Here is a 19,465-nt window from a genome sequence, read left to right on the forward strand (position 1 = left end):
CCTCTCTCGCAGCGCTCGCTGCTAGTGATTTGATGTAAAGGACACGTTAAGACGCATCACTTTCCGACACGTCTAAGCCTAAAAAGCCACCGGACTGACGCTGCCATAGGCTTGCATAGATGCCGTCTTGCTCCAGGAGTTCCTGGTGCGTGCCGGTTTCGACAATGCGCCCTTCGTCCACAACGATCAATCGATCAAGCATGGCAATCGTGGAAAGGCGGTGGGCAATGGCGATAACCGTTTTACCTTCCATCAGCGTATCCAGCTGCTCTTGAATGGCAGCCTCTACCTCTGAGTCCAATGCAGAGGTTGCCTCGTCGAGCACGAGAATCGGCGCATTTTTAAGCAGCACTCGAGCAATAGCAATCCGTTGGCGCTGGCCCCCTGACAGCTTAACGCCCCGCTCGCCTACGTGGGCATCTAGCCCTCGCCGCCCTGTCGGATCGACAAGCTGATCGATAAAGGAATCGGCATGGGCGCGGCATACCGCGTTCCAAACGTCTTCATCGTTGGCCTGCGGACTGCCGTAGCGAATATTGTCGCGCAGCGAGCGGTGAAGCAGCGAAGTGTCCTGCGTCACCATGCCGATCTGATGGCGCAACGACGTCTGGGTGACGTGGGCAATATCCTGCCCATCAATTAAAATGCGCCCGCTCTGTATGTCATAAAAACGCAGCAGCAGGTTAGCAAGCGTTGACTTACCCGCACCGGAGCGGCCAATCAGGCCAATTTTTTCACCCGGGGCAATGGTGAGATTGAGCCCATCAAACACGGTTTTACTTTCACCTTTAGCTTGGTCGTAGCCAAACCGCATCGCCTCGAAGCGAATTTCCCCCTGGGGGACCAATAACGCCGGTGCATTAGGCGCGTCGCGCACCGTGGGCTCCTGGGCGATAGTGTTCATGCCATCTTGTACGGTACCGATATTTTCAAACAGCCCCGCCACTTCCCATAAAATCCAATCGGACATGAAGCGAATACGCATCACCAGCGCAATCGCGATCGTCAGCACCCCCAGGGAAATCGCCTCCATATACCAGGCACTGATAGCCATGGCCGCCGTGCCTACCAAAAGCGCCGTGTTCAGCAGCGTCAGCCCGACGCTCATAATCGTGACCAGGCGCATCTGGTCATGCACCGTCACCATAAAGCCTTCCATCGCATCACGCGCATAGCGCTGCTCGCGCTGAGTGTCGGCAAACAGTTTGATGGTCTGAATATTGCTGTAGCTGTCGACCACGCGGCCGGTCATTTGCGCGCGAGCATCGGCTTGAGCCATCGAAACGTCGCGCAGGCGGGGAACAAAGAAACGCATAATCGCCAAGTAGCCGACGAGCCAAAGGCCAAGCGGTATCAGCAGTAAAAGGTCCGCCCGGCCGAGCAAAAAGGCGGCGCCGGTGAAATACACGATGGCGTAGACCAGCAGGCCCATCACCTTAGTGACGGTTTCGCGGATCGCCAGCGCGGTTTGCATGACTTTCTGCGACACTCGCCCAGAAAACTCATCCTGATAAAACGCCAGACTTTGGCTGAGCATATGGCGATGCGAAAGCCAGCGACCAATCATCGGGTAGTTGCCGAAAATACTTTGATGCGTTACCAGCGACTGCATCAGCACCAGCAGCGGCAAGCCGACCAGCATTAAAAGCCCTAAGCCTGCCAGCCATAGGCCATTTTCGGCCCAAAAGCCCGCTCGCTCAACGTTGCCCAGCCAATCCACTAGCTGGCCCATATAGCTGAAGAAAACCACTTCGGCGCCTGACACCAGCGCCGTAAACAGCGTCATTAACAGCAGCAGCGGCAACATTGGGCGCGAAAAATGCACGATAAAGGGCATTAAGCCTTTAGGCGGTGTTTTGACGTCGCCTTCAGGATAGGGATTAATCCGCGTTTCGAAGTAACGAAATAGCGGCTGTAAAACACGCGATAGCATGGGTCTTCCTTACGTAACTAACGTTGGTTTAACGGTCTTTGGAATAGTTATTTATTAACGTGTTTTGCTGATATTTTAAGAAGCGGATCGACGCATCAACCAGCGCGCCCAAAAGGGCGCGATGATCATTAGGGTCACCATTCTTAGCAGATGGTGGAACGCCACGAACACCGGATCAATGTTGAGCGCGACGGCCAAAATCGCCATTTCACCTATTCCCCCCGGCGCCAGCGCCAACAGCGCCACATCGCGCCCTACGCCCAATAGTTGATGAATCAGCTCCGCAAATAATGCCAGTACGACTAATGCTAATAGGGTTGCAATGCCCGACTGCCACAAATAGCGCCCTAGCAACTTGCGCGTCATGCCCTGAAAGCGCGAGCCAATAGCGCTGCCCAGCACCCAGAGCATTACATTCATGCCCCAGCCCGGTAACGCGAGACTGGCTATATCAAAACCGGACAATAAAGCTGCCATTAGCAGCGGTGCCAGCAGCGCTGGGGTAGGGATGCGCAGAAAGCGACCTAGTGGCAACACAAGCGGTATCGTCAATAGCATCCAGCCATGTTCTAAGCCGCTATTAACAGGGCCAACGCTCTCGCTGCCATCGCCAGAGGCCCAGAACAGTGGCGGTAAAAACAGAATCACCAGGATGATACGCAGCGACTGCGCCACTGCGATACGCTGAGGATCGCCGCCGCATTTTTCACCCAATAATATCATCGCCGTCATGGCGCCGGGCGCAGCCCCAAACCACGCACTGACAGGATCAAATCCACAGCGCCGATACCAGGCGGCCGCCACTGCCGTAGACGCCGCGACTCCCAACAGCAGTAGCCCAGCGGAGACTGGCCAATCGCCCACCCGATGCGCCAACTGCGGCGTGACCTGGCTGCCCAGCACCATACCCATAATAGCTAAGAAAACATTGCGGATCGGCTCAGGCACTGCGACCTTCACGCCTTGAGATGAGACCAGTAAATTGGCAATAAGCGGGCCAAGCATCCAGGCGAGGGGTAGCCCTGTCAGTTGGAAGGCGATGCCGCCGACCGCGCCAACCGCTAACGATGCTGCCAGTCCTTTGACGCTCCCTGCATTTATCTGGATATCCTTCACGCCAACTCCCCTGGTTCCAAAACGTTACTCATCGCTACGCAATTATTAACCTGCTAAGCGTAACCGTCAGTTTACCATCGACGAGACCATTTTGGGCTTCAGGGCCGCGCCTGAACCACCTTCTTACACCCGCTTAAGCGAATACAAAACGTAATTTTTGGCGACGTCATCTACACACACGCAGCCGCACGCGTATAATGCTCAGCTGCCATTAATGGCGAACTTTCTCAGGGCGGGGTGTAAGTCCCCACCGGTGGTAATGCCGCGTCAATCGTTATTGCGGATAAGCCCACGAGCGCTCAGCCAGCTAATAGCTTTTAGCGGCTGAGGTCAGCAGATTCGGTGAGATTCCGGAGCCGACGGTCATAGTCCGGATAAAAGAGAAGGTTTCCATGCTGTGCGTATGACAGTGCCTATTATTAATAGGCCTGGCCGTGTGCCGTTGGATTCCTAATGCCCTGATTCTGGTAAACCATCCAAAAGGATAACCATGAATCAGACCCACGTTTCTTCATCACCTCGCATTGCTTTTATCGAAGCCTCCTGGCATCACGATATTGTCAGCCAAGCCCGAGACGCCTTTATTGCTCAGCTGTCGAGCCAGCATGGTTTTGCCGCAGAGCAAGTAGAGGTCTTCCAAGTAGCAGGCGCTTATGAAATTCCGTTGCAGGCAAAACTATTAGCCAAAACGAAGCGCTACGCGGCCATCGTCGGCGCGGGATTCGTAATTGATGGGGGTATCTACCGCCACGACTTCGTCGCTCAAGCCGTAGTCGAAGGTATGATGCACGCGCAGCTTGAAACTGAAATACCGATTCTTTCTGTTGTGCTGACGCCGCATCATTTTCATGAACACGCCACCCATCACGACTTTTTTCACTCTCACTTTTGTGCCAAAGGAAAGGAAGCGGCTGATGCCGTGGTGATGACGCTCAACAATCATCGCAAAATTCATGAGTTAACATAGATCACACCCTTAAATCTTATGGGGCATGCTGAGAACAGCGGGCGGCCTAAATGACCGCTCGTCACGAAAGTGACGTCAAAAGCGCTTTAATGGTATTGGTCATGTACGTCAGAAAACTAATGCGCTGGCTTCGACTACCCATGGCTATTTTGATATATGAACCCATCAACTTCTTCCACCATCGGAATGCTACTGGCAGCACCGAGCTTTTGTACCGCCAGGGCAGCCGCCGCTGTTGCCCGCTGCAAGCACCGTGAGGGCATTAGGCCAGCTTGCCTCGCCGCAAGGAAGTAGCCTACAAAGGTATCGCCTGCGGCCGTTGTATCAATGGCCTTTACCTTTAAAGCCGGTTGAAAAAGGGTCTCGCTGCTGCGCTGATACCAAGCCCCCTCGCTACCCAGGGTAAGAACCACCTCGACATCGCCAAGCAACTCTTTACAACACTTTAGCAAATCCGCAGCGCTCGACTCGACCGGCACGTCTAATAAAGCGGCGGCCTCTGTACGATTAAAAAAAAGTAGCTCACATTGGTCTAGAGGCAGTGACGATACCTGCAAGGTCATTGGTGCAGGATTAAATATCACTTTGCAGCCGTGGCTCACTGCTAGTGGAATAAGCTGATCAAGCCCGTTACATTCGTTCTGAATAAGTATTGTATCGCCAGGCGCGGTTTGCGCAATCAGCGCCATCATTCTCTCCTGCGTAAAACCATGATTAGCGCCAGAGAATAAAAGAATAGCGTTTTCACCATATGAATCAATTTGAATAATGGCATGCCCACTTGGCTCTGTAGTCAATTCAATATCTTTCACAACAACACCCGCAGACTCAAGCTCATGGGCTACCCAGGCATCTGTCGATGAAACCCGCCCCCAGTGGCTCACCGCTCCCTTGGCGCGAGCTATTGCCAGCGATTGATTGACGCCTTTTCCACCCAAGCCAACATTATATTGATTGCTTTCCAGCGTTTCGCCAGGGCGAACAAAATAGGGAACACGGTAACTATAATCAATATTAATAGAACCAAAATTAAAGATCATTGACACACCCTCTTATTTAAAAAGCCAGCCAGCTTTAAAACTGACTGGCCCTTAAGCAAGATTTTTAACACTTACTTTTCTATACCTACTTTTCTATACCTACTTTTCTATACCTACTTTTCTATACCTACTCTTCTAATGCTTAATCTTCCAACACCTATTCTTCCAACACAAAGGGAGAGGTATAGCTATCAACATTATCCGGCGTGATAAGGATACAATCATAAAGCTGCTTTTCACTATTTAGCCCTGTTTCACCTGTGTTGATGTAATGATCCGCAATTTTTACGGCATCTTCTGCAAATACGGCTACTGGCTGTAGAACGGTATAAGCCAACTCACCCGAGCGAACCGCATCAACAGCATCTGGCGAACCGTCAAAACCACCAACCAACACATCATCGAGCACCCCCTCCTGTTTTAGAGCGACAATTGCGCCTAAGGCCATTTCATCGTTACCGCTAATGACGCCTCTGATATCAGGATGTGAACGGAGCATGCTCTGCATTTTATTGCGCCCTTCGGTTCGGTCCCAATTAGCGATATCAGACGCTGCCAGGGTAAGGTCAGGATACTGGCTAAGCACCGTCTCATAGCCATTGGACCTTGTCGCAGCATTGTTATCAGAAGGAGGCCCCTTTAATTCTATATAAGACCCCTCGCCGTCCAGTTGCATTGCCCACTCTTGCGCTCCTAACGCCGCTCCCTGTGCATTATTGGAAACCAGCTGCGCCTTGGCTAATCCCTGTTGATTAATCTCTGCGTTAATAATAAATACCGGGATTCCTGCATCAATTGCTCTTCGTACAGCGCCAATTGAGCCGTCCGCATTAGCAGGATCCAGAATGATGGCTTTAGCTCCATTAGTGATCGCCGTATCGACCTGATTGCTCTCAGTGTTGGTATCACCCACATGGGAACTTACATTTGCGTCATAGCCCAACTCTTGTGCTGTACGTTCAGCAATTGTCCCTTCCGTTTGCCAATAGGGGTTTGACATATCATTGACAATAATTGAGATCAGCCCCTTATCCTGAGCAACGATAGAGCCGCTAAAGAGCATCGAGACACTGGCGAGTGCTGTAAAAAGTACTTTTTTACTTTTTGGAAGCATGATTATTACCTCATCGTTATGATTGTTAGTCTTTAAATAGATAGACCTGAGCAGGTCACACTTCTAAGCAATGCTACGTTAAGCAGCGCTTGCTCTAGAATCTTCGCGCTTAATTTCTGTCGCTTTCTCAGCTTTTTTCGAGGACTTATTTTTAGCACTGTATTGGACATTATTTAACATAACAGCGAAGACGATAACACTGCCCGTGAAGACCATCTGCCAGTATGCAGACACACCGATGATGACAAGACCATCGGCCAGAAAACCAATCACAAATGCGCCCAATAACGTATTGCGAACCGTGCCACGCCCTCCCATAAGCGAGGCTCCACCAATCACAACCGCAGCAATCGCTGTCAGCTCATAAGTAGTCCCTGCCGTAGGCCCAGCAGACGTCAACTGTGAGGCAAGCACAATTCCAGCCATGGCAGCACATACGCCAGAAATAATATAGACAGAAAGCTTAACGCGATTGACGGGCACTCCAGAAAGCTCTGCAGCACGCGCATTACCACCCGTAGAGTAAATCCACCGGCCAAAAGGCGTACGGCTGAGTGCCAACATGCAAACAATCGCGACACAAAAGAGAATCAAAACGCCTACCGGTATACCCAGTAATTTATTAAACCCAAGCCATTCAAAGCCAGTATTACCTAATGCAGGATCACCACTTAAACTGTTAAACGTTAACCCATCCGTTAGCAATAGAGCGGCTCCGCGAGCAACATATAACATACCCAGCGTGGCCACAAAAGCAGGCACTTTGAAGTAGGCAACTAATACGCCATTGACAGCCCCTACTAGCCCGCCTAGTAAGCAGGTAAGTACCACTACAACCCAGACTGAAGGAAAGAAAGCCAAATCGAGCGCCTCAATCTCTACCCCTTCTAGCAACATACCCGCGAACACCCCGCAAAGTGCTAGCGTAGAGCCAACCGATAAATCGATACCGCCGGTCAGAATGACAAACAGCATGCCGATGCCTAGTAAGCCAAAAACCGCTACATGCGAAGACATGGTTAAAAAATTACCCGTTGAAAAATAAACAGGCGAGAGCATGGAAAACACAATAATGATGACGATTAATGCGAAAAAAGCCCTACCTTCCAGCAAAATCTTCACAATATCGATACTGCCCTTTCCAACCTGCAACGCGTTATTGTTGTGATGAGACATAGCCATTACCTATCCAATTAAATAATCACGCAGCAACTGATTCGCCCGAGGCCGCCATAATTTCATCTTTTGTTACACCCGGTTTGAATTCAGCAGAGATCCGACCTTTACTCATCACCAGCACTCTGTGCGGGATACTCAAGCACTCGCTTACTTCAGAGGTTGTAAAAACAACCGCCAACCCTCGCCGAGCCCCTTGGCTTAATAACTTGAACACTTCGGCCTTGGCACCCACATCAATGCCACGACTTGGTTCATCAAGCATGATGACGTCTGGATGCGTCGCCAACATCTTACCGATCACCACTTTCTGCTGGTTACCGCCAGACAATGAACCAATGTCAGCCTCTCCACCGTCTGTTTTGATGCGCACCTTATCGATAGCTGAATTAATCATTTCTGCCTCCAAACTGGATGACGTAAGCCCCTTGCGAGTAAACGCATGGATACTGGCTAGCGACAGATTTCCACCGACGGACAGGGTAGGCACTAATCCATCACGCTGGCGATCCTCAGGCACTAACACCAACCCTCTCTCGATTCGCTGTGCAATGTTGTAATGCGATACGTCAGCTGAATTGAGCAAGATATCCCCCTTTGACTGCCGGGTTCGCCCTGCCACACACTCCAATAACTCCGTTCTTCCGGCACCCATTAGCCCATAAATGCAGACGATCTCGCCTGCGCGCACATCAAGTGAAAGATCTTCAACAACATAACGATCTGCTATTTTGTCGTCGCTTACGTAAAGATTCTGGATAGAGAGCGCGGTGGCGCCTTGCTCATACCCTGTTGGCGGTGAGCCAAGATCAAAACTCTCTCCCACCATGTGCCTGACAATCCACTGTAGGTCGATATCGCAGCGCGGAGCATAAGCCGTCATGGCGCCATCGCGCAGCACCACGGCATGATCGGTAATCTGTAGTGCTTCTTCCAAATGGTGAGAAATATAAACAATCGACACGCCCTTGCTCTTGAGATCCTTGACGACTTTGAAGAGGGTCTCGACTTCCGTCGCACTCAAGGCGGACGTCGGTTCATCCATAATCAAAATGCGTGAGTTCTTGGACAGCGCTCTAGCGATTTCAACGATTTGCTGCTGCCCCACTCGTAGGTCTTCGACCAGAGTGAGAGGGTGGATCGGTTCGTCAAGCTCCTCCATTAACAATTCAGCCTGACGCGCCTCCTCTTTATAGTCGACGCTGCCCCGCCCTTTAGTCAGTTCACGGCCCATAAAAATGTTGTCACGCACATTCAGATTAGGGGCCAAGCTCAATTCCTGATGAATAATGGCAATTCCCAACGCCTCCGCATCGGAAGGCGAAGAGAAACGGACACTCTCGCCTTCCAACAAAATCTCACCCGCCGTCTGAGCAATGACGCCAGATAAAATTTTCATCAGCGTGGATTTACCCGCTCCGTTTTCGCCAAAGAGCGTTGTCACCTGCCCTCGATATATATCGAAGTTCACTTCCTTGAGGGCTTGCACAGCACCGAAACGTTTTTCAATATTGCGTGCAGACAAAATCATCTCGTGTGAAGCCATTTCCGCTGTTGACCTATCAATACTCATAGCCGCCCCTCACTCAATGATCGCTATACTCACCGGCGTAATTAGCCAGTTTTTGGGATTTATCATGGTAAAAGAGCCGACTACCTCTAACGTTTTTCCGGCTAACGCTTGCTCGGAAATATCCGCAAGTACTTGACGCTTCACTTCATCATTGAGCGCTGCACCGACATCCTGGTATTCAATCTGGTTGGTAAAGCCGCCAAATTGAATACTGCCGGTTGTATCTCTCAGCGTAGTGCCATTAATGACTGGGCCTGTTTGCACACGAATGGTTATATCTGAAGGCACATCGACAACCTCAAGGGTGTAAACGCCCCCACGGCCTTCGGCAACGACTCCGGATAAAGCGACCGGCACAATATGACCAATGCCCGCAGCGACGCCGTATTTCTCACCTGCTGCTCCGGCATCCTGGAGAACCTCTGGCGCCAATACCGATGCGTTTACAGCGTTATCCTCGACATACGCTTGGATCTCAGGAAATGTTTCCTGAGCAAATTGCTGTGGTGAAAACCCCACCTCACTCTCAAGTTCAGTAAGACTAATGACTTTGGTATCAAACGCCATGAGTGCGATCAGTACTAAAGCCAAAGCAGCTGTCATATAGACTTTTATACGCTTATCACCGGGCACCGAATTTAATGTCGCCGACATAATCACTCCGGTTATCATTGTATTTATAAATAAGAAACTTCCACTATCTATTGACCACCGGGTATAAGCACAACCTTTAACGCGTCAGGGTCATTGCGCATTAGATCTAGCCCCTGATGGAATTCGGCTAACGGCAGCTTATGGGTCACCACATGATCCGTTGGGAAATCACCATTACCGATGCCTTCGATCACCAGTGGGTAGCAATAGGGGCCTAGATGCGCACCCAGTATATCTAGCTCTTTACGATCACTGATAATGCTCCAGTCAACCGTAACAGGCTCTTTGAATACGCTGAACTCGACGAAACGGCCAAGTTTACGAATCATATAAAGGCCCTGCTCTACCGACTGCACCGCACCGGTGGCCTCAATATAGATATCGCAGCCATAGCCTTCCGTTATGCTTTTCACGTAGTCAACAACATCGACTTCAGCAGGGTTCAGGACAATGTCGGCACCAAACTGTTTGGCAAGTTCTAATCGCTTATTATTTAGATCCAATACAACCAGTTTGGCAGGCCCGGACTTTTTGATCGCGCCGATCATTCCTAGCCCTAGGGTTCCTGCGCCGGAGAGGACAACCACATCCCCCAGTTCAATCTGAGCACGCTTAACGGCATGCAACGAACACGCATAGGGTTCAATCAGAACCGCTTTTTCCATTGGAATTTCATCGGGCAATTTGTAATTAATGGCTTCTTTAGGGAAGACCATATATTCAGCCATACCGCCATTCACGTTATGCTGAAAACCATATACGTCGTGCTTTTGGCACATCCAGTACTGCCCACGGTGACAGAAACGACACTCCCAGCAAGGCACAATTTGCTCAGAAATGACGCGATCGCCGATTTCGAAATTCTTTACGCCTTCCCCCATTGCCATAACATGACCAATAAATTCATGGCCTGGAATCATCGGTGCTTTGATGTAAGCGGGCTGGGTTTCGTCTCCCCAAAAGCTGGGGGCGCCTTCATAGGCTTTGAGATCGCCAGCGCAGATTCCGCATGCTTCGACCTTTATCAGTACTTCACCCTCTCCCGCCTTCGGCACGTCCACGTCTTCAATGCGATAATCACCAGGCGCGTAGGCTACGACGGCCTGCATGGTCAAGGGTAGTTCGGTGCGAGTGTTGTTGTCAGCGTTATGCATTATTCACTCCTAATGTATCTTGTAGTGCCTAGCTAGCGACGGCTGCATTACAAAAGATCTTATTGCGTACATATGAATTAACTGCTTTAAGCATAGCCGAGTCAATCCATAACGGGGCTTTCTAACCTTATACTTTAGGCCAATAATATAATTAATTGTTTTATATATTTAAATTCTATAAATAAAAAATATTTATTATTGCGACCGCGGAAAAGCATCACTTGAAGACTTACTATATGATCCGAAGTCGTTCAAATGTACACATGCCTGTCAAATATTATTGGCACCGAAGAGGGTGGAAAAGGAGAAAACAGGCATGCTAGAGAGTACCCACATACCTAAGAAAAGCTAATAAACGCAATAGATGACGCTAGACCGGCCTAACCTAATATGCCGATAAACCCTAGGTTTTGAACAAAAAATTAGCGCTCACCTATCCTTTAGTTGCTTCATCGAGACGCAGAATGGTGTGCGCGTTAGTGACACTAGTAGCCAAGGTATCGATAACCCCGGTACGCAGTGCGCCCAGTATGCCGACCGCCTTAGTATTTTCACTGGCGATAGCGATAACGTCTGGAATACGCGTCAGATCCTGTATATTCAGCCCCACCACACGCCCCTGCATCTGCGTGGCCGAAGGCTTCCCATGGATATCGATAAAGTCATAGCCCATCATATCGCCCACTGTCCCAGAGAGTCGTGCTTCAGCAATCTCCTGGGCGGAAAACCACCCCATACGCACCATATTACTGTCTTCACTGACATCGCCTACACCGATCAGAGCGGTATCCGCACGGCGCGCCCGGTCTAGCGTCTGGCGAACGGTGGAATTTTCATACAATGCATCCCTAAGTTCGCCGTTCTGTACCAGCGCAGGGGCATAAAGTGTCTCGCTGTCACCGCCGAATCTACTCGCCAAGCGCCGGCAAATATGATCAGGATTCATGTGCTCACCTGCGCGCAGCGAGCCGCCAATTGCGCACACAAATGAAACCTTTAACGACTCCGCCAGGAAAACGTTATCCGCCACCGCGGCGACGTTACGCCCCATGCCAACGGCCACGATCTGGCCATCAGTCAAACTACGCGACAGATGATCGGCCACTAGACTCGCGACCGACGAGCGCTGCACATCGGGGTCAGCATTATCCAAAGCAATCAATGCTCGCTTCAGGCCAAAGCGCCGCTTGAGCTCCTGCTCAATCTCAACGCTAACGGCGGGATGCAGGCGCACGCGAACATCCACTATTCCCTCTGCCTGGGCACGCTTGAGCAACCGCCCTATTCGCACGCGCGAATGCCCGAGCCTATTAGCGATCGCTTCCTGCGTTTCCCCCTGCACATAGTAGAGTGCTGAAATTTCTGTCATTAAGTCTATATCTGCAGCGTCTTGACCATTCATCCTCGGCATCCAGGGGTTGTTGGAGGGCATGTATCATGTCAGTTTGTTTGACACTTTTTCAACACAGGAATCAGCGCCTGAACAATCAGCGCCAATGAAACAGAACCGGCATCCGGCGTACCCACGCTTTTTTCAGCCAACGGGCGTGCGCGACCAACACGAGGAATTAATTGCCTGGTAGCCTCAGCCGCCTCATTCGCTATGCGTGCAGCAGATTCCCAGCAAGCCAAAGCTCCCTGGCCTTTCTCAGCCTCCCCCGACAGGCCATCGGCAAAAGGCACTAGTACGTCGACAAGCGTTTTATCCCCCAGCTTAGCCTTACCAAATGCCATTACTTGCTGCCGGGCATTAACCACACCAGCAGCAAGGCGCTGCCCTGATAACGGCTTTTCATTGCCAAGCGACTCTCCCATCGCTTTTAAGATAACCCGCCAGATAGCACCCGAGGTGCCGCCCGCTTTATCAGACCAGCGCTGCCCAGCCCACTGCAGCACCGTCTCCGCACCCGCCCCGCCATCGAGAGCCTCTTTAGCCGCTTCAAGCGCAGCCCTGCTGCCCCGCTGCATACCAATACCGTGATCACCATCGCCAGCTATCGCATCAATCTGGCCCAGCATCTCGTGGTTTTCATTGACTGTATTTGCCAGCACTTCGAGCGCCTCAACGATGCCGCACGCTAATGCCCGCGAGGCAACGCTAGCCTTGGGGATCTCATCTTGCGTTACCACCTCCACTTCGGCAGGATCCAGCGCCTGCGCTGGCGTCACGCTGCCTTTTCGATAACCCGGCGCATCCGCTGCAGCGACCCACAGCGGCTCCATGTCTTTATCAAGCCAGAATAACGTTAGTGAAACTCCGGCCATATCAAGGCTAGTCACCAGCTCGCCCACATCGGGCTCCACAACGGTTAACCCAGCTTCCTGAAGCAATTCGTCAACCTTGCGATAAATAACAAACAGCTCTTCATACTTAACGGTACCCAAACCATTGAGTATCGGTGCCAATCGAGCCCCTTGAATGCTGATACCTTCAGGCACTTCTTCCAATAATCGGGCAACGAGGATTTCTGCCAAGCCATCTGCGGATGGGATATCGGTCTCGCCAATACCCGGCTCACCATGAATTCCCAGCCCAATGGCCATCCTGCCTTCAGGCACGTGAAAGAGAGAATCGGCTGCTCCCGGTAACGTGCACCCTTCAAACGCCACCCCAAAAGAGCGCGTGCAGCGATTAGCTTCCTTCGCTACTTGAACCACCTCTTCCAGTGATAATCCCTTTTCTGCGGCAGCGGCAGCGGCCTTGAAAACGGTTAGATCACCAGCAATACCACGACGTTTATCAATCTCCGCCAAGGGTGCACTGGCGACATCATCAGTGACCAGCACGATTTCACAGGGAATACCGTCCGCGATCAAACGCTCGCGCGCCTCGCCAAAATGCAGAACATCACCCGCATAATTACCAAAAGAGAGCAGCACACCACCACCGTTGTTGGCGGCTTTGGCGACGGAGTAAACTTGCTGTGCAGAAGGCGAACAAAACAAATTCCCCATGACCGCCCCATGGGCTAACCCCTGCCCAACCAATCCCGCAAAGGTCGGGTAATGGCCACTACCACCGCCAACCACGACCGCAACAGTGCCTGGCTGGCTGCGCGTACTGCGTACAACGCCTCCCGGCACAGCCATCAGTTTATCGCGATGTGCAGCGACTAAGCCTAAGCGGGCTTCTTCAGGGAAATCACTTGGGTCATTAAATAGGCGTGTCATTATTATATCCTCTGGAGTGAGGCCAAACTGCGTATCACAGCCTGCATGGAGTTGTTATAAATGCTTTTTTAATGTGGTCTTATTAATCAGCGTTAACGAATATTAGCGGCACCACGGTCACTGAGTCTTCAGACGGGACTCATATTCGTCAATTTTTGCTATTTTTAATTCGGAATTGCCGCCCGAAAAATTGCTGGCCAAAAAAGTTTCCACTATTGATTTAGCCAGCTCTGGCCCAATCACTCTCGCTCCCAGCGTGACAATCTGGGCATTATTACTGGTGCGCGCCTTTGCTGCTGAGTAAGTATCGTGCGCCTGCGCCGCGCGGATACCGGGCACCTTATTGGCAGAAATAGCCACTCCGATTCCCGTGCCACATACCAACACTGCACGATCGAAACGCCCCTCCTTAATCGCTGTAGCCACTTCAAAGGCAATGTCCGGGTACAGCACCGGCTGGGCATTGAAAGTGCCAAAATCTTCAACCTCGTAGCCTAACTCTCGGATATAGCCAATGAGAATCTCTTTCAAGTCGTAAGCGGCCTCATCACCGCCAATGGCGACTCTGAGAGAAAACGTCGCATTAGACATTCATGCTCTCCCTTTCCTGATAATAGAAACGCGGGCGACTGGCACCGCTGAACACCACTACGCAGTTGCCAATTGTCTACTGACGCTGTTCAATCTATCACCAACCGAGCATTTGTAAATACGTCGATCATAAGATCAAATTGCTTTTTAAGAGATGATCAAAGAAAAAAACTAACTAATAAAATATAAATAATTGATTAAATTAATAATATTTGAAAATAAAATATTATTCAAAAAGCACTATACTTTTGTATGATGGCCTTAAAATGATTTAAGCCGTATGAGGATTTGACTAAATCGACCAAAACGGTCGATCATTTGAACAATACATGTTCATTTTTATGAAAAGCAGGCAATGTCGCTTCTGGATGGATTGCGCGTGCTTTATGCAACGCTACTAAATATAACAACGCAGGTATCACTGATATGAATAACCGTTTTGAGCTAGCCAATGCCATTCGCGCCCTTTCCATGGATGCTGTTCAGAAGGCCAAATCCGGCCATCCGGGCGCCCCCATGGGCATGGCTGATATTGCCGAGGTGCTATGGAATGACTACCTCAAGCACAACCCCGAAGACCCCAAGTGGGCCGATCGCGACCGGTTCGTGCTGTCTAATGGCCATGGCTCCATGCTGCTTTACTCGCTGCTGCACCTCAGCGGCTACGAGCTTAGCCTGGAACAGCTGCAAAATTTCCGTCAGCTGCATTCACCCACGGCGGGGCATCCGGAGTTTGGCTATGCCCCCGGCATTGAAACGACCACGGGCCCGCTCGGCCAGGGCTTTGCTAACGCCGTAGGCTTTGCTATGGCTGAAAAGACCTTGGCAGCGCAGTTCAATCGTCCCGGCCATGCCATTGTCGATCACCATACCTGGTGTTTCTTAGGCGATGGCTGCTTGATGGAAGGCATCTCCCACGAAGTCGCTTCGCTAGCCGGTACCCAACAGCTGGGTAAATTGATCGCGCTGTACGACGATAACGGCATCTCAATCGATGGCGAAGTGGAAGGCTGGTTTACCGACGATACCGCCAAGCGCTTTGAAGCTTACGGCTGGCACGTGGTGCCAAACGTCGATGGTCACAAGCCAGAGGAAGTTAAAGCGGCCATTGAACTGGCAAAGAGCCACGACGATAAGCCTAGCCTGATTATCTGCAAAACCATTATCGGTTTTGGCGCACCTAACAAGCAGGGCAAAGAAGACGCCCACGGCTCGCCGCTGGGTGACGATGAAGTCGCCCTGGCACGTACACAGCTGGGCTGGGAGCATGCACCGTTCCATATCCCCGAGCCGATCTATTCTGCCTGGGATGCTCGCGACGCTGGCAAACAGGCGCAGCAGGCGTGGGAAGATCGCTTTGCTCGCTATGCAGGCGCTTTCCCAACCGAGGCGCGCGAATTCACGCGTCGCATGAAGCGCCAGCTGCCTGCCGAGCTTGCCACTGAAGCATTGATTGAACAGGCGCAAGAGAAGGGAGAAAGCATTGCATCGCGCAAGGCATCATTTGAAGCGCTGAATGTGATTGGCCCGCAAATGCCGGAACTGTTGGGCGGCAGTGCCGACCTAGCCCCGTCTAACCTGACCTTCTGGAAAGGTGCCAAGGCGATTACCCCTGAAGACGCCAGCGGCAACTATCTGCATTACGGCGTACGTGAGTTTGGTATGGGTGCGATCATGAACGGTATCGCGCTGCACGGCGGCTTGGTGCCTTACGGCGCCACCTTCCTGATCTTCATGGAATACATGCGTAACTCGATTCGCATGGCGTCGTTAATGGGTCAGCAGGTGATTTACGTGTTTACCCATGACTCCATCGGCCTGGGTGAAGACGGCCCGACGCACCAGCCCATTGAGCAGCTCACTAGCCTGCGCACGACGCCCAACCTCAACACCTGGCGTCCTTGCGATGCGGTCGAAACGGCCGCCTCATGGGATGCGGCGATCAAACGCCACTCCGGCCCGACCGCGCTGGTACTCTCACGTCAGAATCTGCCGCACCAGCAGCGCACTCAAGCGCAGCTAGCGGCCATTCAAAACGGCGGCTACGTTCTTAAAGACCCGGCTCTTAAAGACAGCCAAGGCACGCCAGAAATGCCGGAGCTGATTCTGATTGCCACCGGCTCAGAAGTATCGCTCGCGATGGACGCCGCTGCCGAGCTTGAGCAGCAGGGTAAAGCCGTTCGCGTTGTGTCCATGCCCTCTGCATACCGTTTCAACGGCCAGGACGCGGAGTACCGTGAAAGCGTGCTGCCCAAAGCGGTCACCAAGCGGATCGCTATTGAAGCGGCGCATGCCGACTACTGGTACAAGTATGTGGGTCTGGAAGGCCGTGTGATTGGCATGACGACCTACGGCGAATCGGCACCCGCGGATGATCTGTTCAAGCACTTCGGCTTTACGGTCGACAATATCGTCAAGCAAGCTCACGAACTGCTTGGCTAAATCTTAAAAGCATGGCAATAGCTCAAACTAGGCTCCTCACTTTGCTATAAAGCGAGAGGAGCCAGTTTTATTGAGACTGTTCAGTAAGGCTGCGGAATTTCGCCATCGTCATCATCATCGCGCATACGCGCCTGACGCTCGGCCTCTTCCTCTTTGGCATCGTCGATCACTTCCATCAATTCATCTACATTGGCAATGTGATTATCGAAATCGAAGTGGCCGGTCAGCTTGCTATCGGGGTGCAGCTCGCCTGATTCATATAGCGCCCACATCTCTTTGCCATAATGGGTATTAAGCAGCTCGGGGGCATACTGGCCAAAGTAGTTGCGCATATTATCGACATCGCGATAAAGCATGGCAGCGGCACTGTTGTTACTGGCGGCGTCAACGGCTTGAGGCAAATCGATAATCACCGGGCCGGTGGCATCCACCAGCACGTTAAATTCCGACAAGTCACCATGAATTAAGCCCGCACACAGCATGCGTACGACGTCTTGTATAACCTTGGCGTAGTAGGTTTCGGCCTGCTCTGGGGTCAGCGTGACTTCATCTAGGCGCGGGGCAACGTTACCGTCGGCATCGCTGATCATTTCCATCAGCAGCACACCGTCTACGAAGCCATGGGGCTCGGGAACGCGCACACCGGCTGATGCAAGGCGATAAAGCGCGTCAACTTCCGCGTTAAGCCACGCCTGCTCCTGTTCTTTCTGACCGTAACGTGTTTTCTTCGCCATCGCTCTTGAGCGGCGGCTGTTACGCTCTTTACGCCCTTCTTGGTACTGTACCGCCTGTTTAAAGCTACGCTGCTTGGCCTCTTTAAACACTTTCGCACAGCGCACATCGTCACCGCAGCGCACCACGTAAACCTGCGCCTCTTTGCCGCTCATTAACTGCACCAGCACCTCATCGATCATTCCATCATCGACCAGCGGCTGTAATCGTTTAGGGATTTTCATGGTTAGCTGCGTCGGCTCCTCTTTACTCTCTGTATCGTTGCCATCTACGTTCAGTAATTATTGGCTCAATAACGAATACGACGAACGCGGAAAGCCCGCCCTTTTAATTTATCACGCTCAAGCTTGGCCTGAGCCTGTTGAATCACATTGCGCTCAACCGCGACATAGGCACTGCGGGCGAGCACTTTAATTTTACCCACTTGATCACCGCGCAGCCCACCCTCACTGGTCAGCGCGCCCAGAATATCGCCAGGGCGAAGCTTATCCTTCTTGCCACCGGCTAGCTGCAGCGTCGCCATCAGCGGCTCAAACGGCACTGACTGCTGAGGTTTGGGGAGTGGCTCAGTGGCAAGCGGCTGCTGCAGTAACACTTCAAGCTTTTCCAGCCGATAGCTTTCTTTCGGGGTCACCAGCGTACAGGCAATACCGCTGGCACCGGCGCGCCCGGTGCGCCCAACCCGATGCACATGCACATCAAGCTCACGCGCAATTTGGTAGTTAAATACGGCGTCCAGCTGTGCAATGTCTAAACCACGAGCGGCCACGTCAGTGGCCACCAGGATAGAGGCACTTTGATTGGCAAACAAAATCAGTATGCGGTCACGGTCTTTTTGTTCTAAATCACCGTTAAGAGCGACCGCGCTAAACCCGGCGTCCGTCAACTGCTCAGCCACTGCCTGAGTCTCGCGTTTGGTATTGCAAAACACAACGCTGGTGGTGGGTCGATAGGTCAGCAGCAACTGGCGAAGCGCATCAAATCGCGCCTCTTCATTTGCCACCGTATAAAAGTGCTGATGAATAGTGCGCGCATCGTGCACCTCGGCGATTTTCACCGTCACCGGGTCGCGCATAATGCCACGGGTCATCTCGGTTAAGCCGCCGGACGCCTGCTCGTCCGGGAACGTCGCGCTAAATAGCAGCGTTTGGCGCGAAGCGGGCGTGTCCGCAATGATGTCATCGATGGTTGCCTGGAAGCCCATATCCAACATCCGATCCGCTTCATCCAGCACCAGCATGGCAAGGGAATTCAGCGTCAGCGAGCCTTTGCGCAAGTGCTCATCAATGCGTCCCGGCGTACCCACCACGATGTGCGCGCCGTGTTCTAAAGAGCCAAGCTGGGGACCGAACGGCGCACCACCGCAAAGCGTCAGCACTTTTACATTGGCCATACCGCGGGCCAATCGACGTAGCTCTTCTGCCACTTGGTCGGCGAGCTCACGGGTTGGGCACAGCACTAAGCCTTGCACGGCAAAGCTTTCTACTTTCAGCGCCGCCAGCAGCGCCAAGCCGAATGCCGCCGTCTTACCTGAACCCGTTTTCGCCTGCGCTAGCACATCGCGCCCGGCCAGCATCGGCGGCAGGCTCTGCGCCTGCACCGGCGACATTTCATGATAGCCAAGAGATGCAAGGTTGCTCAGCAAAGCTTTCGGCAACGCTAACGAGGAGAAAGAAGAGTCAGACACGATATTACCTTGCTTGGGCCACCGGTGTGCGGCCATCATAAATACAGTGCGCGCCCTCTGGAGGGCAGTCGACGCACACAAACGTTACGGCACCATACCAGAAAGTGCCTCGATC

At 52.0% G+C, this 19,465-nt stretch carries 15 protein-coding genes and 1 riboswitch; of the genes, 2 read left to right on the plus strand and 13 right to left on the minus strand.

Annotated features, from left to right (window positions below; translation table 11 throughout):
- Positions 1–46: 46 nt before the first annotated feature.
- Entirely contained in the window at positions 47–1,933 is a 1,887-nt protein-coding gene (locus tag KUO20_RS11565; RefSeq protein WP_235040010.1) for an ABC transporter ATP-binding protein, read from the minus strand.
- A 75-nt stretch (positions 1,934–2,008) separates the two neighbouring features.
- Positions 2,009–3,049 carry an AbrB family transcriptional regulator gene (locus tag KUO20_RS11570; RefSeq protein ID WP_235040011.1) on the minus strand — a complete coding sequence of 347 codons (1,041 nt, stop codon included), beginning with the start codon at positions 3,047–3,049 and terminating at the stop codon, positions 2,009–2,011.
- A 219-nt stretch (positions 3,050–3,268) separates the two neighbouring features.
- A riboswitch (FMN riboswitch) is annotated at positions 3,269–3,439 on the plus strand.
- Between the two features lie 100 nt (positions 3,440–3,539).
- On the opposite strand from KUO20_RS11570, the gene KUO20_RS11575 reads away from it, so the two are divergent.
- Positions 3,540–4,016 carry a 6,7-dimethyl-8-ribityllumazine synthase gene (locus KUO20_RS11575; protein ID WP_235040012.1) on the plus strand — a complete coding sequence of 159 codons (477 nt, stop codon included), beginning with the start codon at positions 3,540–3,542 and terminating at the stop codon, positions 4,014–4,016.
- A 134-nt stretch (positions 4,017–4,150) separates the two neighbouring features.
- Here KUO20_RS11575 and KUO20_RS11580 read toward each other — a convergent pair whose 3' ends face one another.
- The 9 genes from KUO20_RS11580 to KUO20_RS11620 all read right to left on the minus strand — a co-directional run bounded on the left by KUO20_RS11580 (position 4,151) and on the right by KUO20_RS11620 (position 14,489).
- Positions 4,151–5,056 carry a ribokinase gene (locus tag KUO20_RS11580; protein WP_235040013.1) on the minus strand — a complete coding sequence of 302 codons (906 nt, stop codon included), beginning with the start codon at positions 5,054–5,056 and terminating at the stop codon, positions 4,151–4,153.
- A gap of 157 nt (positions 5,057–5,213) precedes the next feature.
- The gene (locus KUO20_RS11585; RefSeq protein WP_235040014.1) at positions 5,214–6,170 is read right to left on the minus strand and encodes a D-ribose ABC transporter substrate-binding protein; all 957 of its coding nucleotides are present in this window, start codon (positions 6,168–6,170) and stop codon (positions 5,214–5,216) included.
- Between the two features lie 78 nt (positions 6,171–6,248).
- A complete protein-coding gene (locus KUO20_RS11590; protein WP_235040015.1) occupies positions 6,249–7,346 on the minus strand; it encodes an ABC transporter permease in 1,098 nt (365 codons plus the stop codon).
- Between the two features lie 25 nt (positions 7,347–7,371).
- A complete protein-coding gene (locus tag KUO20_RS11595) occupies positions 7,372–8,919 on the minus strand; it encodes a sugar ABC transporter ATP-binding protein (protein ID WP_235040016.1) in 1,548 nt (515 codons plus the stop codon).
- 9 nt (positions 8,920–8,928) lie between these two features.
- Positions 8,929–9,573 carry a DUF2291 family protein gene (locus KUO20_RS11600; RefSeq protein ID WP_235040017.1) on the minus strand — a complete coding sequence of 215 codons (645 nt, stop codon included), beginning with the start codon at positions 9,571–9,573 and terminating at the stop codon, positions 8,929–8,931.
- A 47-nt stretch (positions 9,574–9,620) separates the two neighbouring features.
- Positions 9,621–10,727: an MDR/zinc-dependent alcohol dehydrogenase-like family protein gene (locus KUO20_RS11605; RefSeq protein ID WP_235040018.1), complete on the minus strand. Its 1,107-nt coding sequence runs from the start codon at positions 10,725–10,727 to the stop codon at positions 9,621–9,623.
- Between the two features lie 433 nt (positions 10,728–11,160).
- On the minus strand, positions 11,161–12,129 hold the full coding sequence (locus KUO20_RS11610; RefSeq protein WP_235040019.1) for a sugar-binding transcriptional regulator: 969 nt from the start codon (positions 12,127–12,129) through the stop codon (positions 11,161–11,163).
- Positions 12,130–12,167: 38 nt separating this feature from the next.
- Complete coding sequence (locus KUO20_RS11615) at positions 12,168–13,898, minus strand: dihydroxyacetone kinase family protein (RefSeq protein ID WP_235040020.1); 1,731 nt, start codon at positions 13,896–13,898, stop codon at positions 12,168–12,170.
- Positions 13,899–14,015: 117 nt separating this feature from the next.
- Entirely contained in the window at positions 14,016–14,489 is a 474-nt protein-coding gene (locus tag KUO20_RS11620; RefSeq protein WP_235040021.1) for an RpiB/LacA/LacB family sugar-phosphate isomerase, read from the minus strand.
- A gap of 426 nt (positions 14,490–14,915) precedes the next feature.
- On the opposite strand from KUO20_RS11620, the gene tkt reads away from it, so the two are divergent.
- The gene (gene tkt, locus KUO20_RS11625; protein WP_235040022.1) at positions 14,916–16,931 is read left to right on the plus strand and encodes a transketolase; all 2,016 of its coding nucleotides are present in this window, start codon (positions 14,916–14,918) and stop codon (positions 16,929–16,931) included.
- A gap of 80 nt (positions 16,932–17,011) precedes the next feature.
- Here tkt and KUO20_RS11630 read toward each other — a convergent pair whose 3' ends face one another.
- Together KUO20_RS11630 and dbpA are read right to left on the minus strand one after the other, a co-directional pair.
- Complete coding sequence (locus KUO20_RS11630; protein WP_235040023.1) at positions 17,012–17,887, minus strand: PA4780 family RIO1-like protein kinase; 876 nt, start codon at positions 17,885–17,887, stop codon at positions 17,012–17,014.
- 65 nt (positions 17,888–17,952) lie between these two features.
- Positions 17,953–19,386, minus strand: a complete 1,434-nt coding sequence (dbpA, locus tag KUO20_RS11635) for an ATP-dependent RNA helicase DbpA (protein ID WP_235042472.1) — start codon at positions 19,384–19,386, stop codon at positions 17,953–17,955.
- Positions 19,387–19,465 lie beyond the last annotated feature (79 nt).

This window comes from Vreelandella profundi (genome assembly GCF_019722725.1).
Classification (GTDB): Bacteria; Pseudomonadota; Gammaproteobacteria; order Pseudomonadales; family Halomonadaceae; genus Vreelandella; species Vreelandella profundi.

Bases quoted from the DNA above. Each gene is read 5' to 3' on its own strand.
- KUO20_RS11565 (WP_235040010.1), bottom strand. From the start codon at position 1,933: ATGCTATCGCGTGTTTTACAGCCGCTATTTCGTTACTTCGAAACGCGG.
- KUO20_RS11575 (WP_235040012.1), top strand. From the start codon at position 3,540: ATGAATCAGACCCACGTTTCTTCATCACCTCGCATTGCTTTTATCGAA.
- KUO20_RS11580 (WP_235040013.1), bottom strand. From the start codon at position 5,056: ATGATCTTTAATTTTGGTTCTATTAATATTGATTATAGTTACCGTGTT.
- KUO20_RS11585 (WP_235040014.1), bottom strand. From the start codon at position 6,170: ATGCTTCCAAAAAGTAAAAAAGTACTTTTTACAGCACTCGCCAGTGTC.
- KUO20_RS11590 (WP_235040015.1), bottom strand. From the start codon at position 7,346: ATGTCTCATCACAACAATAACGCGTTGCAGGTTGGAAAGGGCAGTATC.
- KUO20_RS11595 (WP_235040016.1), bottom strand. From the start codon at position 8,919: ATGAGTATTGATAGGTCAACAGCGGAAATGGCTTCACACGAGATGATT.
- KUO20_RS11600 (WP_235040017.1), bottom strand. From the start codon at position 9,573: ATGTCGGCGACATTAAATTCGGTGCCCGGTGATAAGCGTATAAAAGTC.
- KUO20_RS11605 (WP_235040018.1), bottom strand. From the start codon at position 10,727: ATGCATAACGCTGACAACAACACTCGCACCGAACTACCCTTGACCATG.
- KUO20_RS11610 (WP_235040019.1), bottom strand. From the start codon at position 12,129: ATGAATGGTCAAGACGCTGCAGATATAGACTTAATGACAGAAATTTCA.
- KUO20_RS11615 (WP_235040020.1), bottom strand. From the start codon at position 13,898: ATGACACGCCTATTTAATGACCCAAGTGATTTCCCTGAAGAAGCCCGC.
- KUO20_RS11620 (WP_235040021.1), bottom strand. From the start codon at position 14,489: ATGTCTAATGCGACGTTTTCTCTCAGAGTCGCCATTGGCGGTGATGAG.
- tkt (WP_235040022.1), top strand. From the start codon at position 14,916: ATGAATAACCGTTTTGAGCTAGCCAATGCCATTCGCGCCCTTTCCATG.
- KUO20_RS11630 (WP_235040023.1), bottom strand. From the start codon at position 17,887: ATGAAAATCCCTAAACGATTACAGCCGCTGGTCGATGATGGAATGATC.
- dbpA (WP_235042472.1), bottom strand. From the start codon at position 19,386: ATGGCCGCACACCGGTGGCCCAAGCAAGGTAATATCGTGTCTGACTCT.